Annotated in this window: 11 protein-coding genes; 6 read left to right on the top strand and 5 right to left on the bottom strand. The window is 72.8% G+C overall.

Annotated elements, in window-relative coordinates; all coding sequences use genetic code 11:
* Positions 1–549 precede the first annotated feature (549 nt).
* Together ACZ4UX_RS24495 and ACZ4UX_RS24490 are read left to right on the top strand one after the other, a co-directional pair.
* Positions 550–1,521 carry a sigma-70 family RNA polymerase sigma factor gene (locus tag ACZ4UX_RS24495; protein WP_329489273.1) on the top strand — a complete coding sequence of 324 codons (972 nt, stop codon included), beginning with the start codon at positions 550–552 and terminating at the stop codon, positions 1,519–1,521.
* Between the two features lie 124 nt (positions 1,522–1,645).
* Entirely contained in the window at positions 1,646–1,915 is a 270-nt protein-coding gene (locus ACZ4UX_RS24490) for a hypothetical protein (protein WP_465708230.1), read from the top strand.
* Positions 1,916–1,925: 10 nt separating this feature from the next.
* Here the strand turns inward: ACZ4UX_RS24490 and mscL are convergent, their stop codons facing one another.
* The 4 genes from mscL to ACZ4UX_RS24470 all read right to left on the bottom strand — a co-directional run bounded on the left by mscL (position 1,926) and on the right by ACZ4UX_RS24470 (position 6,690).
* Positions 1,926–2,345 carry a large conductance mechanosensitive channel protein MscL gene (gene mscL / locus ACZ4UX_RS24485; protein WP_465708229.1) on the bottom strand — a complete coding sequence of 140 codons (420 nt, stop codon included), beginning with the start codon at positions 2,343–2,345 and terminating at the stop codon, positions 1,926–1,928.
* Between the two features lie 572 nt (positions 2,346–2,917).
* A complete protein-coding gene (locus tag ACZ4UX_RS24480; RefSeq protein ID WP_352290629.1) occupies positions 2,918–3,256 on the bottom strand; it encodes an FmdB family zinc ribbon protein in 339 nt (112 codons plus the stop codon).
* A 232-nt stretch (positions 3,257–3,488) separates the two neighbouring features.
* The gene (locus ACZ4UX_RS24475) at positions 3,489–4,766 is read right to left on the bottom strand and encodes an MFS transporter (protein ID WP_465708254.1); all 1,278 of its coding nucleotides are present in this window, start codon (positions 4,764–4,766) and stop codon (positions 3,489–3,491) included.
* Between the two features lie 436 nt (positions 4,767–5,202).
* A complete protein-coding gene (locus ACZ4UX_RS24470) occupies positions 5,203–6,690 on the bottom strand; it encodes a potassium/proton antiporter (protein WP_359836657.1) in 1,488 nt (495 codons plus the stop codon).
* 304 nt (positions 6,691–6,994) lie between these two features.
* Here ACZ4UX_RS24470 and ACZ4UX_RS24465 point away from each other — a divergent pair, with 304 nt between their 5' ends.
* Positions 6,995–9,706 carry a penicillin acylase family protein gene (locus ACZ4UX_RS24465; RefSeq protein WP_465708228.1) on the top strand — a complete coding sequence of 904 codons (2,712 nt, stop codon included), beginning with the start codon at positions 6,995–6,997 and terminating at the stop codon, positions 9,704–9,706.
* Between the two features lie 72 nt (positions 9,707–9,778).
* On the opposite strand, the gene ACZ4UX_RS24460 is transcribed toward ACZ4UX_RS24465, so the two are convergent.
* Complete coding sequence (locus ACZ4UX_RS24460; protein WP_465708227.1) at positions 9,779–10,354, bottom strand: 5-formyltetrahydrofolate cyclo-ligase; 576 nt, start codon at positions 10,352–10,354, stop codon at positions 9,779–9,781.
* A gap of 60 nt (positions 10,355–10,414) precedes the next feature.
* Between ACZ4UX_RS24460 and ACZ4UX_RS24455 the strand changes: the two genes are divergently transcribed.
* The 3 genes from ACZ4UX_RS24455 to glp are packed head-to-tail and all read left to right on the top strand — an operon-like array spanning position 10,415 to position 13,629.
* Positions 10,415–11,284: a GGDEF domain-containing protein gene (locus ACZ4UX_RS24455; protein WP_396488747.1), complete on the top strand. Its 870-nt coding sequence runs from the start codon at positions 10,415–10,417 to the stop codon at positions 11,282–11,284.
* A gap of 51 nt (positions 11,285–11,335) precedes the next feature.
* Positions 11,336–12,256: a UTP--glucose-1-phosphate uridylyltransferase GalU gene (gene galU / locus ACZ4UX_RS24450; protein WP_329489280.1), complete on the top strand. Its 921-nt coding sequence runs from the start codon at positions 11,336–11,338 to the stop codon at positions 12,254–12,256.
* 26 nt (positions 12,257–12,282) lie between these two features.
* A complete protein-coding gene (glp, locus tag ACZ4UX_RS24445) occupies positions 12,283–13,629 on the top strand; it encodes a molybdotransferase-like divisome protein Glp (protein ID WP_465708226.1) in 1,347 nt (448 codons plus the stop codon).
* The last annotated feature ends 136 nt before the right edge of the window (positions 13,630–13,765 follow it).

Here is a 13,765-nt window from a genome sequence, read left to right as displayed (position 1 = left end):
CCTTCCCAGTGCGTTGTGCTGATCGGACGCCTGCGCGATAGCGATTTGGCATCTTTTGTGCGGAGGATCTGCGTGCGCCGGGGTGCGGGCGCGGGGCGGCTCCGGGGTGCGGAACCGGTGGCAGCGGCGGCTCCGGCGGGGCCGGGCGGGAACGCGCGCGGCTGCCCGCGGGTTCTCCGGAGTGAAGGGTCCGCAAAGGAGTGCGTCGACGGCCCCGGCATGGGCGGCCGCGCAGCGGCAAGGCGCCGGAGGGCCGCACCTGCGGTCCCGACCCGCGGTCCCGCCGACCGCATTCGGTGGACCGCGCCGTGTGGACCGCGCCGTGTGGTCCGCCCGGTCGGCACCTGTGGTGCCGGCCCGGTCACGCTCCGTCCAGGGGCGCGGTGAAAACCGGCAGCATACTGCATTGGCGGAAGAATCTGAGCGACTTGGGAATGTTGTCCGGAATCTGTTCGTTGGATCGTTACGTGTGAGCCCCGCGGGGCCCGCATTCTTGCCCTCTTGGGGGCAGGCAGGCAGACCTCGGCAATTCCAGCAAAGGGAGCAAGCATGGCCACCCGTGCCGTCGTTCGCGACAGGGCCGACCGGACTCGCGCGGCCCGCCCGACCAACCTTGAGGCCGACCGTGACCTGGTCGGTATGTATCTCGACGAGATCGCCAGGACGCCCCTGCTCGATGCCGCCGAGGAGGTCGAGCTCTCGCTGCGGATCGAGGCCGGTGTGTACGCCCAGCACCTGCTGGAGGAGGCGGAGCTCCCCAAGGGTGTGAAGCGTGAGGAGCTGGAGGCGATAGCCGAGGACGCCGAGCGCGCCAAGGACGTCTTCATCCGCTCCAACCTCCGGCTGGTCGTCGCCGTCGCGCGGCGTTACCCGCGCAGCGGCCTCCCGTTGCTCGACCTCATCCAGGAGGGCAACGCCGGCCTGGTGCGGGCGGTGGAGAAGTTCGACTACGCCAAGGGTTTCAAGTTCTCCACCTATGCCACCTGGTGGATCCGGCAGGCGATCACCCGCTCCATCGCCGACCAGTCGCGCACCATCCGGCTGCCCGTCCACCTGGTCGAGGAGCTGGGCCGGATCCGGCGCGTCCAGCGGGAGAAGTCCAAGGAGCTGGGCCGTGAGCCGGAGCCGGCCGAGATCGCGGCCGAGCTGGACACCACCGAGGCGCGGATCAAGGACGTCCTGGACTGGGCGCGTGACCCGGTGAGCCTCAACATGTCCGTCGACGACGAGGGCGAGACCCAGTTCGGCGACCTGGTCGAGGACACCGGGGCGACGTCCCCGGAGGACGCCGTGATGGTCATGCTCCGCCGCGAGGAGCTGGACGGTCTGATCGGGCGCCTGGACGACCGGACGGCCTCGATCATCCGGTCGCGCTACGGGATGGAGGACGGCCGTGAGCGGACGCTCACCGAGGTGGGCAAGCAGCACGGGCTGACGCGGGAGCGGATCCGCCAGATCGAGAAGCACGCGCTGGCCGAGCTGAAGCGGATCGCCGACCACGCGGGCTTCGAAGCCGCCTGACGGCCTCCCCGCCGCCACCTCGCCGTCGGACCGGGGCCCCGGGTGCGGAATCGCTCCGCACCGGGGCCCTCTCGCGTCCTCGGCGGCGGTCGGCGCGGGCACGGGGAGCTTCTAGGCTGGAGGAGTGGACGACGTGCGAGACGGAGGCGGGCCGGTGACCGAGCGGGAGCCCAGGCAGGACGACGGGGTCGGGGCGGACGCCGCGGCGGCCGTGAAGGCGTCCGAGGACCCCAAGGCCGCGACGAAGGCCCGGCTGGTCTTCCGGGACCCGCTGGACCAGCAGTCCAGTGATGACACCGACGCCGGCTGGGGCGGGCGCCCGGGAGCGGGGGAGAGTGGTGGACGGGGACTGGACTGGTACCTGAGCCAGCGCCCGCCGCACCACGGCGACTGACGGCGCGTGCTCAGCGCTGCTGCGTGACCAGCGCGTCGCGGATCTCGGTCAGCAGCAGGACCTCCTTGGCCTCGGCCTCCGCCTGGACCTCGGCGAGGCTCTTGCGCCGGGCGGCGAACCTGGTCATCGGCAGGATCAGGCAGAAGTAGACGACGGCCGCGGTGATGACGAACTGCAGGAGGGCGCTCAGCACCGAGCCCCACAGGATGAGGATCCCGGACGTGACCTCGCCGGTCGCGCTCAGCTCGCAGGGGCCCTTGAGGCAGGAACTGTAGGCGTCCAGGTCCTTGGCTCCGAAGGCGCCGACGATCGGGTTGATCACGCCCTTGACGAAGGCGTTGATGATGTTGGTGAACGCCGCGCCGATGACGACGGCGACGGCGAGCTCGACGACATTTCCGCGCAGCAGGAATTCCTTGAAGCCTTTCATGCCGCGTGAACGACGAAGTCGTTGTCCGGTCACGGGTGATCTTCGATGGGCCCCGATGGACAACCCGATCGGCCGACCGACGCGGCGCCCGGCGGGGAGAGACCCGCCCGCGCGGGCCCGACGGCCAGCGCGGCCGACAGGGCGACCAGCAGCAGGGCGGGCACCCCGAACCGGTGCCGGGCGGCCCGGCGGAGCCGGTGGAGGCGGCCACCGCCACGCCGGATCGGCGCGAAGGGCGGCACCTCCCGCCGGGGCGGAACGGCCGGGGCGGGGAGCGGCGGGAACCGCGAGGGGAGGCTCGTGGTCGACATGGGCACCACCGGTGGTCGCAGGGCGCCGGCCCGGGGTGCGGGCCGGCTCTTCCGACGCACACTCTGGGCGGCCCAGGGGGCGGGTGGAAGCCCTGTCCCCAGGCCTGTGGACAACTCGGCCCTGTGGACAACTCCGTACACCCGAACGGGGTAGTGGGCCCATCGGGGGTTGACCGCGAGCGGCCTGCCCCCCGCCCGGGCACGCGAAAGGCCCGCGGGCCGCGCGATGGCGCGGGCCCACGGGCCTTGCGAAGTCTGGTCTCAGCCGGCCGGCTTCGCCGCCGGAGCCGAGCTCGCGGCAGCGGTCGAGCCGCCCGAGGACGACGAGGACGAGGTCGAAGCAGCCGACGACGAGCCGGACGAGGACGAACCCGACGAGGTCGAGTTCGACGACGAGCCGGTGCCCACCGAGCTGGTGGACGAGGATCGGCTGTCGGTCCGGTAGAAGCCGGAGCCCTTGAAGACCACACCCACGGCCGAGAAGACCTTGCGGAGCCGTCCCTGGCAGTCGGGGCACGTGGTCAGCGCCTCGTCGGTGAACTTCTGCACCGCCTCCAGGCCGTTGCCGCACTCGGTGCACTGGTACTGGTACGTGGGCACTTGTCTTCCTCCTGGCACTCTCGCCTGATGAGTGCTAACGATGGTCAATGATGCGGCATTCCGCTGGATCAGTCCAGCGACTCGAATGTGAGATGAGCCGGGGGCGCGCCGAAGCACCCGTTCCCGCGCCCGCCGGAAGCCGGCCGCCGAGGGCCACCCCGGGTCGGCTCGACCGACCGGCCGGACGCGTCCGGCCCGGCCCGGCCCGACCCGACGCCCCCAGCCCCGCCGCTCAGCCCTTCGCCGCCCCGACCAGCTGCGGAGCCGAGCCCCGCTCGTTCGCGCCCGCGACCACCGTGCTCGCCGAGCCCGGCGCGATCAGCAGGTGCCGCAGCGCGACCAGCGCGACCAGGCCGAGCCCGGCACCGGCCATCGGCACCAGGAACCCGGCCGACGGCCCGTGTCCGTCGATCAGCCGTCCGGCGACCGTGGACCCGGCCGCCAGGCCCAGCCCGATCGCACCGGTCAGCCAGGTGAAGGCCTCGGTCTTGGCGCCGTCCGCGACCAACGTCTCGACCAGGGTGTACCCGGTGATCAGCGTCGGTGCGATGGCCAGGCCGCAGACCAGCCCGGCGACGGACAGCGCGACCAGGTTGGGCATCGCCCAGAGCGTCGAGCAGCCCACGACCAGCAGCGCGTAGCTGGCCAGCATCCGGTGCCGGGCGGCCCGGCGCCAGGCGACCATGCCGTACAGCACGCCGGCCAGCATCGAGCCGCCGGCGAAGATCCCGTACACGGTGCCGTTGGCGCCGGGCTGGCCGACCGACTCGGTGAACGCGGTGACCGACACCTGCATGGCGCCGAAGACGGTGCCGACGCCCAGGAACGCGCCGGCCAGCAGCCGGACGCCGGGGGAGGAGAGCGCGGAGACCCGGCGGACGCCGGGCTGGTGCGGGTGCCGGGCCGGCGCGGTGCGCCGCTGGGCGGCGAAGGCCAGTCCGCCGACCACGGTCAGCGCGGCCTCGGCGATCAGCCCGGCGGCGGGCGTGACCGAGGTGGCGATGGCGCCGGCGAGCACCGGGCCGATCACGAAGGTGAACTCGTCCGTCACGGACTCGAAGGCGAAGGCGGTGTTGAGCTTGGCGGCCGACAGCGCGGACGCCGAGCGCCCGCCGGCCGCACCCTCGGCGGAGAGCTTGGCGACCCAGCGGGACCGGACCATCGCGCCGACCTGCGGCACGCTGGCGCCGGCCGGGGCGGCGGCGAGGAAGAGGGTCCAGACCGGGGCGTGGCCCAGGGCCAGCGCGATCAGCGCGCCGACCGAGACCGCGTGCACGATCACGGTCGGGACGAGCACGGCGGCCTGGCCGAAGCGGTCGGCCAGCCGGCCGGTCTGCGGGCCGATGAAGGCCTGGGCGACGGCGGAGACCGCCGCGACGCTGCCGGCCGTGCCGTAGGAGCCGTGGGTGTCCAGCACCAGCAGGACGATGCCCAGGCTGAGCATCGCGTACGGGAGCCGCGCGGCGAAGGCGGGGGCCAGGAACGTCCAGGCCCCGGGGGTGCGCAGCAGTGCGCCGTACCCGACGCGGGCGGGTGCGCCCTGGTCGGTGGGGGCCCCGGTGCCCGGCGGGGTGTCCGGGAGCGTGTCGGTGGCCAGGGCGGCGTGGGTGTCCGCGGTGTTCTCGACCGTTCGGCGGGCCGTCACGGTCGTCCTTCCTGCTGCCTGGTAGCGCGGAAGGGGCATGGGGTGGCCCCGACGGCGCCGAGAGTCGTCCTCTCGCGCGTCGACCGGGGTAGTTACCGGGCCCGCCCGGCGTGGTTGCCGGGATCCGGGCCGCGGCCGCCGAGCGGTCGCGCCAACTCTGCTTCAGGCAGATGCTGGGGTGTTTCGATCGTTCTGCATATACGCGCGTAGATGACGCGCTGTTCCCACCATACAGAGGACATCCAGATCTGTCCCGTCCATCGGAGGTGAGCGCTGGACGAAGCCCCCGTGGTCATCGCGGTCACCGCCGCCCGTACAGCCACCCCGCGAGCTTGCCGCCCTTGTCCACGGCCCGCAGCCGCCGCTCGGCGGCCTCGCTCACCTCGTCGGTGGTCACGACCAGCAGTTCGTCGCCGCCGCGCAGCACGGTGGCCTTGTCCGGGACGAAGCTGCTGCCCTCCCGGACCACCAGGGTCACCGCCGCGCCGGCCGGCAGCCGTAGCTCGCCGATCTCCACGCCGGACATCCTGGAACTCGGCGACAGCGCCACCGACAGCAGGTGTCCGTGCAGCTTCTCCAGGGGCGCGGACTCGATGCCGAGGTCCTGCCCCATCGAGCCCTCGGAGATCTTCAGCCACTTGGCGACCCAGGGCAGGGTCGGGCCCTGGAGCAGGGTGAAGACCACGACCAGGATGAAGACGATGTTGAAGACGTCGTGGGCCATCGGCGTGCCGGCCACCATCGGGATGGTCGCCAGCACGATGGGCACCGCCCCGCGCAGCCCGGCCCAGCTGAGCAGCGCCTGCTCGCGGCCGGGCAGCTTGAAGGGCGTCAGCGTGATCACCACCGACAGCGGCCTGGCCAGGAAGACCAGCACGGCGCCGATCACCAGCGCGGGCACCACGGCCGAGCCCATGGTCTCGGGGGTGCAGAGCAGGCCGAGCAGCACGAACATGCCGATCTGCCCGATCCAGGCCAGTCCGTCGGCGAAGCCGCGGACGGCGGGCCCGTGCGGCAGTTTGGCGTTCCCCAGGATGACCGCGCTGATGTAGACGGCGAGGAAGCCGGAGCCGTGCAGCAGCGCGCCGCCGGCGTAGGCGAGCACGGTGAGCGCCAGGACGGCGATCGGGTAGAGGCCGGAGGACGGCAGGGCGACGTGCTTGATCCCGAAGGCGCCCAGCTTGCCGACCGTGAGGCCGACCGCGGCCCCGATGGCCAGCTCGGCGACGATCGTGCCGATCAGGACGTACCACGAGTCGAGTTCACCGGTGGTGGCGAAGGCGACGACGAGGATCACCACGGGGGCGTCGTTGAAGCCCGACTCGGCCTCCAGGAGCCCGGTCAGCCGGTGCGGCAGCGGGACCATCCGCAGCACGGAGAAGACGGCGGCCGCGTCGGTCGAGGAGACGATCGCGCCGAGCAGCATGGACGTCCGCCAGTCCAGGCCGACCAGCCAGTGCGCGCCGGCCGCGGTCACGAAGACGCTGATCCCGACGCCGACCGTGGCGAGCACGGTGGCGGCCGGCATCACGGGTCTGACCTCGCGCCAGCTCGTCTTGAGACCGCCCTCGGCCAGGATGACGACCAGTGCGGCGTAGCCGATCACCTGGGTCAGCGCGGCGTTGTTGAAGGCGAAGCCCAGGCCGTTCTGGCCGAGGGCGACGCCGATGCCGAGGTAGATCAGCAGGCTGGGCAGCCCCGACCGGGTCGAGATGCGCACGGCGACCACCGCGACCAGCAGGATCACGGAGAATTCGAGGAGCAGCTGGTTCAGGTGGTCGACATTCACGCAGGGGCACCTCGGGCAGGCTGGGGGCGGGCGGGGTGTCTGGTGGCGGTGAGGCCGGGGGGAGCCGACCGGCCGGGGGCGATTGCTCCGCTAGCGGATCGTTACTCAGTCTAACATTTTGCCATATCTTTAGCTTCACCGTTCACACGGGTCCCTTCCCGCCCTCCGCTGACCTCGTCCGATCCCACCGTGAGCGTCCCCCGTGCACGCCCGCCAGTGGACTCGGCCTAATGTGGTCCCCTGTCATGGCCGTGTGCCCTGGACATGCCCGCCCGTCCCCCAGTCGAGGACCGCAAGGACCCAGATGCCCCGCTCGAAGAAGTTCCGGCGCGCCCGTCTGATCGTGATCGTGCTGGTCGTGCTGCTGGTGGCCGGCGCCGGCTACGGCGGCTACCGGGGGGTGGCCGCGGTACGCGCGTCCTTCCCGGAGGTCGACGGCAGCGTCAAGGTGGCGGGCCTGAGCGCGCCGGTCGACGTGAAGCGGGATGCCAACGGCATCCCCCAGCTCTACGCCGACACCCCGGAGGACCTCTTCCGCGCCCAGGGCTACGTGCAGGCGCAGGACCGGTTCTGGGAGATGGACGTCCGACGGCACATCACCGCGGGCCGGCTCTCCGAGATGTTCGGCGACAGCCAGGTCGAGACCGACTCCTTCATCCGCACCATGGGTTGGCGCGACGTGGCGCAGAAGGAGATCGACTCCCAGCTGTCGCCCGAGACCAGGAAGAACCTCCAGGCGTACGCGGACGGCGTCAACGCCTGGCTCGGCGAGCACCCCGGCGGCGCGAGCGCCTCGCTGGAGTACAGCCTGCTCGGCGTGGTGAACGGCGACTACAAGCCGGAGCAGTGGGCCCCGGTCGACTCGGTCTCCTGGCTGAAGGCGATGGCCTGGAACCTCTCGGGGAACCTCCAGGAGGAGATCGACCGCTCGCTGCTCGCCCAGGACTTCAGCCCGGAGAAGATCGCCGAGCTGTACCCGGAGTACCCGTACGCGCGCAACGGCACCATCGTGAAGACCGGCACCGTCTCGGGCGACGCGTACCGCCCGGCGGACGGGGCCGCCCAGTCCGGCCCCACCGCGGGCACCGCGCAGGGCGCGGCCGCGACCAAGGCGATGTTCAAGGACGTCACCGACCGGATCGACGCGATGCCGCAGCTGCTCGGCCGGCAGGGCCAGGGCATCGGGTCCAACTCCTGGGTGGTCGCCGGCTCGCACACCACCACCGGCAAGCCGCTGCTGGCCAACGACCCGCACCTCGGCCCCGGCCTGCCGTCGGTCTGGTACCAGATGGGCCTGCACTGCCGCACCGCCTCGCCCGCCTGCCAGTACGACGTCTCCGGCTTCACCTTCGCCGGTATGCCGGGCGTGGTGATCGGCCACAACAAGGACATCGCCTGGGGCTTCACCAACCTCGGCGCCGACGTCACCGACCTCTTCCTGGAGAAGGTCACCGGCCCGGAGACCTACCTGGTGGACGGCAAGGAGGTGAAGTTCACGCTGCGCAAGGAGACCATCAAGGTGGCCGGCGGCGAGGACCGCACCATCACCGTCCGCACCACCCAGACCGGCGCCCCGCTGATCTCCGACCAGAGCACCGAGCAGCAGAACGTCGGCAAGTACGCGCCGAACGGCGCCTCCGCCCCGGACCGCTCGACCAGCGGCTACGGCGTGGCCCTGCAGTGGACGGCGCTGGAGCCGGGCAAGACCATGGACGCCGTCTTCGCGCTGGACCGCGCCAAGGGCTGGGACGACTTCCGGGCCGCCGCGAAGGACTTCGCCGTCCCCGCGCAGAACCTGATCTACGCCGACGCCGAGAACATCGGCTACCAGGCCCCGGGCAACATCCCGGTCCGCGGCAAGGGCGACGGCGGCTACCCGGCGCCGGGCTGGGACTCCTCGTACCAGTGGAAGGGCGCTGTCCCGTTCACCGCCCTGCCCTACAGCCGCAACCCGGCCGCCGGCTACATCGTCACCGCCAACCAGGCCGTGGTCGACCCCTCGTACAAGTACCTGCTGACCAAGGACTGGGAGTACGGCACCCGGGCCAAGGAGATCACCGACCAGATCGAGGCCAAGCTCAGGAACAACGGCAAGATCTCGCCGGACGACATGCAGGAGATGCAGCTCGACAACACCAGCATCCTGGCCAGGACGCTGGTCCCGATGCTGCTGAAGGTGCAGATCGACGACCCGTACGTGCGCGAGGCGCAGGACCTGCTGAAGGACTGGAACTTCCACCAGGACGCCGACTCGGCCGCCGCCGCCTACTACAACGGCGTCTGGCGCCAGCTGCTCAGCCTCTCCTTCGGCCAGAAGTTCCCGGCCGACCTGCGCGCCGAGGACAACTGCCTGCTGGTCCGCCGGCAGACCGACCCGACCAAGCCCGACAGCCGCACCCAGATCGTCACCGAGTGCGGCACCCGTGACCCGGGCAAGGCCCAGCCGGACGGCGGCGACCGCTGGACCGAGGTGGTGCGCCAGCAGCTGGCGAAGCCCGACAGCAGCTGGTGGACGTACATCGACTCGGACCACCACGAGCAGAAGGGCCTCGACAACCTGCTCGCCGAGGCGATGAAGAATGCCCGTCAGGACCTCACGGCGCTGCTCAGCAAGGACGTCTCCACCTGGAGCTGGGGCCGTCTGCACACCCTGACGCTGCGCGAACAGACTCTGGGCAGCGACGACTCCTCGATCGCCTCCGGCTTCGTCCAGCGACTGCTCAACCGCGGCCCGTACCGCCTCTCCGGCGGCTCCGGCGCGGTCGACGCGGCGGGCTGGAACGCGGCGGCGGGCTACCAGGTGGACTGGATCCCGTCGATGCGGATGGTCGTCGACCTGAGCGACTTCGACGCCTCGCGCTGGGTGAACGTGGGCGGCGCCTCCGGGCACGCCTTCCACGACAACTACAACGACCAGACCGACCTCTGGCTCAAGGGCAAGCTGCTGACCTGGGCCTATTCACCCGACGCGGTCGAGAAGTCGGCCAAGCACAAGTTGGTGCTGACCACCGGCTGAGCCTGCCCGCACGGCACGGCGGCCCCGCCCCTCGGACCCCGAGGCGCGGGGCCGCCGTCGTCACCGCGGGCGTCACCCCAGCCGGTGCGGCCCGGACGGGGTGAGGGCGAGGTCCACCGGCAGGTCGTGCGGCTCGGCCGGCACGCTCGCCAGCAGCTCGTGCTCGTAGAGCAGCACCGCCAGCAGCGGGCGCGCCCCGGCCCGCCCGAGCCGGGCCAGCACCCGGTCGTACGAGCCGCCGCCGCGGCCCAGCCGCAGCCCCCGCCGGTCCACCGCCAGGCCGGGCAGCAGCACCAGCGACGCCGTGGTCACGGCCTCCGGTCCGAGCCGGCCGCCGACCGGCTCCAGCAGCCCGCGCCCGGCCGGCGCCAGCGCCTGCGGCCCCTCGTACTCGGCCCAGTCCAGGTCGTTGTCGGCCAGCAGCACCGGCAGCAGCACCCGGACCCCGCGCGCCAGCAGCGCGTCCAGCAGCCGCCGGGTGCCCGGCTCGCTGCCGACCGACACGTACGCGGCCACCGTGGCGCCCGGCTCGGCCAGCGCGCCGGCGTGCCCGGCCAGGGCGAGCGCCGCCCGCTCCCGCTCCACCGCCACCAGCGCCCGCCGTTCGGCCAGCAGCCGTGTCCTCAGCGCGCTCTTCTCGTTGTGCATGGGATCCTCCACAGCTCTGTGCCCGTGACGTCCAGAGCCTGACACGCGGAAGGCGCCCCGATGTCGACCCCGCTGCTGCTCCAGGCCCTGGCCGCGCTGAGCGCCCCGGCGCTGGCCGGCGCCGCCGTGTTCGGCCTGCGGCTGCGCCGGGCCGACGGCGCCGCCGCCGACCGCGAGGCCCGGCTGCGCGAGCGGGTCGCCGAGCTGGAGGCCCGCTGCGCCGAGCTGGAGCGCACCGCCTCCTGCGACCCGCTCACGGGGGTCTGGAACTACCGCCACCTGCAGCTCACCCTGGACCGGGAGATCGAGCGCGCCCGCCGGGCCGAGCAGGCCGACCAGCAGGACGGCCCGCACCCGCTGGCCGTCCTGCTGCTGGACATCGCGGGCTTCGACCGGGTGATCGCCGAACACGGCCGGGCCCGGGCCGACGCGATACTGCGCGACCTCGCCCAGCGGCTCGGCATGGAGATCCGCCGCTCCGACACCCTCGGCCGGTACAGCGGCGAGGTCTTCCTGATCGTGCTGCCGGACACCGGCGCCGCGGGCGCGGCGCACGTCGCCGAACGGCTGGTCTGGTCGGTCCGCCGCCACCTGCTGCTGGACTGGTCCTCCGGCCCGCGCGAGGGCCGCCGCCAGCAGGGCAACGGGCTCACCGCCGCGGTCGGCGTGGCCGTGCTGCCCGAGGACGGTACGCATGCCGCCGTCCTGCTCCGGGCCGCCGACCGGGCCCTGGCCGAGGCCCGCGACGCCGGCGGGGACTGCTGGCGCGAAGCCGCCTCCTCCCGGCCACTCAGCGGCTCCGCTGCCGAGCGTGACCGTTCGGAAAACCCGGGTAGTCTGTCGCCCTGTGCCGGAGAGGACCCCCTCACCTCACCCGGCGCTTCCCCTTTGCCTGCCACCTTGGCCGGGCCCAGCGACGTGCTGTCATAGCCGGTCAACCGCGCTCGGCCGGGCGTAAACATGCCTTAGTAAGGTAAATGCATGACGACGATCAGCTCCCGAATTCCGGTAACCAAGGCCGTGGTCCCCGCGGCCGGACTGGGTACGCGCTTCCTCCCGGCCACCAAGGCCACTCCGAAGGAGATGCTGCCCGTCGTCGACAAGCCGGCGATCCAGTACGTCGTCGAGGAGGCGGCCTCCGCCGGGCTGTCCGACATACTGATGGTCACCGGCCGTAACAAGCGGGCGCTGGAGGACCACTTCGACCGCGCCTACGAGCTGGAGGAGCTGCTCGCCCGCAAGGGCGACCAGGACCGGCTGCGCCGGGTGCGCGAGTCCGTCGACCTGGCCAACATGCACTACGTCCGCCAGGGCGACCCGAAGGGTCTCGGCCACGCCGTCTCGGTCGCCGAGCAGCACGTCGCCGGCCAGCCCTTCGCCGTTCTGCTCGGCGACGACCTGATCGACCCGCGCGACCCGCTGCTCGCCCGCATGATCGAGGTCCAGCAGGAGCTCGGCGGCTCGGTCGTCGCCCTCATGGAGGTCGACCCCTCGCAGATCCACCTGTACGGCTGCGCGGCCGTCAAGGCCAACGGCTTCGGCGAGGACGTCTTCCAGGTGACCGATCTGGTCGAGAAGCCCGAGACCGCCGACGCGCCGTCGAACTACGCCGTCATCGGCCGCTACGTGCTCGACCCCTCGGTCTTCGACGTGCTGCGCGAGACCCCGCCCGGCCGCGGCGGCGAGATCCAGCTCACCGACGCCCTGCGCGAGCTGACCACCCGCGACGCCGAGAGCGGCGGCCAGGTGCACGGCGTCCTCTTCAAGGGCCGCCGCTACGACACCGGTGACCGCGCGGACTACCTGCGCGCTATCGTCCGTCTGGCCTCCGAGCGCGAGGACCTGGGCCCGGAGTTCCGCTCCTGGCTCCGTGAGTTCGTCGCCTCCGAGCTGCAGGACTGACACGCCGACAGAGAGCGAGAGCGCCGATGACCGGGTCCACGGAGAACAGCCCCACCCCCGCCGCAGCCTGTTGCGACGGATCCGCGGACCCGGCACCGGCCGCCCGGCCGGCCCGGCTCTGGACCGTCGACGAGCACCTCGCCGACGTGCTGGCCGCGGTCGGCCCGCTGCCCGCGATCGAGCTCCAGCTGCTCGACGCCCAGGGCTGCCGGCTCGACGAGGACGTGCTCGCCGGCGGTGACCTGCCGCCCTTCGACAACAGCTCGATGGACGGCTACGCCCTGCGCACCGCCGACACCGCCGGAGCCACCGCCGAGTACCCCTCGGTGCTCTCGGTGGTCGGCGACATCGCCGCCGGCGCCGCCGAACTGCCCAGGGTCGGCCCCGGCCAGGCCGCCCGGATCATGACCGGCGCCCCCGTCCCGCCCGGTGCCCAGGCGGTCGCCCCGGTCGAGTGGACCGACGGCGGCAGCGGCACCGGCCGGGCCGCCGACGCGATGGGCGCCCCGGTCGAGGACGAGGAGGTCCGGGTGCTGCGCCCGGTCTCCGAGGGCGCCCACATCCGCCGCCGCGGCAGCGACGTCACCGCCGGTGACCGGGTCCTGGAAGCCGGTACCCGGCTCGGCCCCACCCAGATCGGCCTGCTCGCCGCGATCGGCCGGGGCACCGTCCGGGTCCGCCCCCGCCCGCGCGTGGTGGTGCTCTCCACCGGCAGCGAGCTGGTCCAGCCCGGCGAGCCGGTCGGCCCCGGGCAGATCGCCGACTCCAACAGCTTCACCCTCACCGCCGCCGCCCTGGACGCCGGCGCCATCGCCTACCGCGTCGGCGGGGTGCCGGACGACGCGGACCGGCTGCGCGCCGTCCTGGAGGACCAGCTCGGCCGGGCCGACCTGATCGTCACCAGCGGCGGCGTCAGCGTCGGTGCGTACGACGTGGTCAAGGAGGTCTTCGAGTCCTACGGCGGGGTCGACTTCCGCCGGTTGCGGATGCAGCCCGGCAAGCCGCAGGGCTTCGGCCGGATCGGCGACGGCGCCGGCGTCCCGCTGCTGGCCCTGCCCGGCAACCCGGTCAGCGCCTACATCTCCTTCGAGCTCTTCGTCCGCCCGGTGATCCGCACCATGCTCGGCGCCGCCGACGTCCACCGCCCGGTGGTCCGGGCGGTCTGCCCGGTCGCGCTGCGCTCGCCCGCCGGGCGGCGGCAGTTCCTGCGCGGCCGGTACGCGGCGGCCGACGGCGTGGTGGAGCCGGTCGGCGGCGCGGGCTCGCACCTGGTCGGCGCGCTGGCCAGGGCGGACTGCCTGATCACGGTGCCCGAGGAGGTCACCGAGCTCGCCGCCGGCAGCGAGGTGGACGTCGTCCTGCTCGGCGGCTGAGCGGTCCCGGCGACCGGGCCGTCCCGTCCGCTGACACGGCCCGTCCCACGCCCCGGCCGGAGCGAGGAGTACGGTAGCGCGGTATTCGATCTGCGCGCCCCCTGGAGCCACCCGTGACCGCCTCACCCCCCGGCGA

Source organism: Kitasatospora sp. NPDC028961, assembly GCF_055564815.1.
This window is presented reverse-complemented; position numbering and strand designations above follow the sequence as displayed.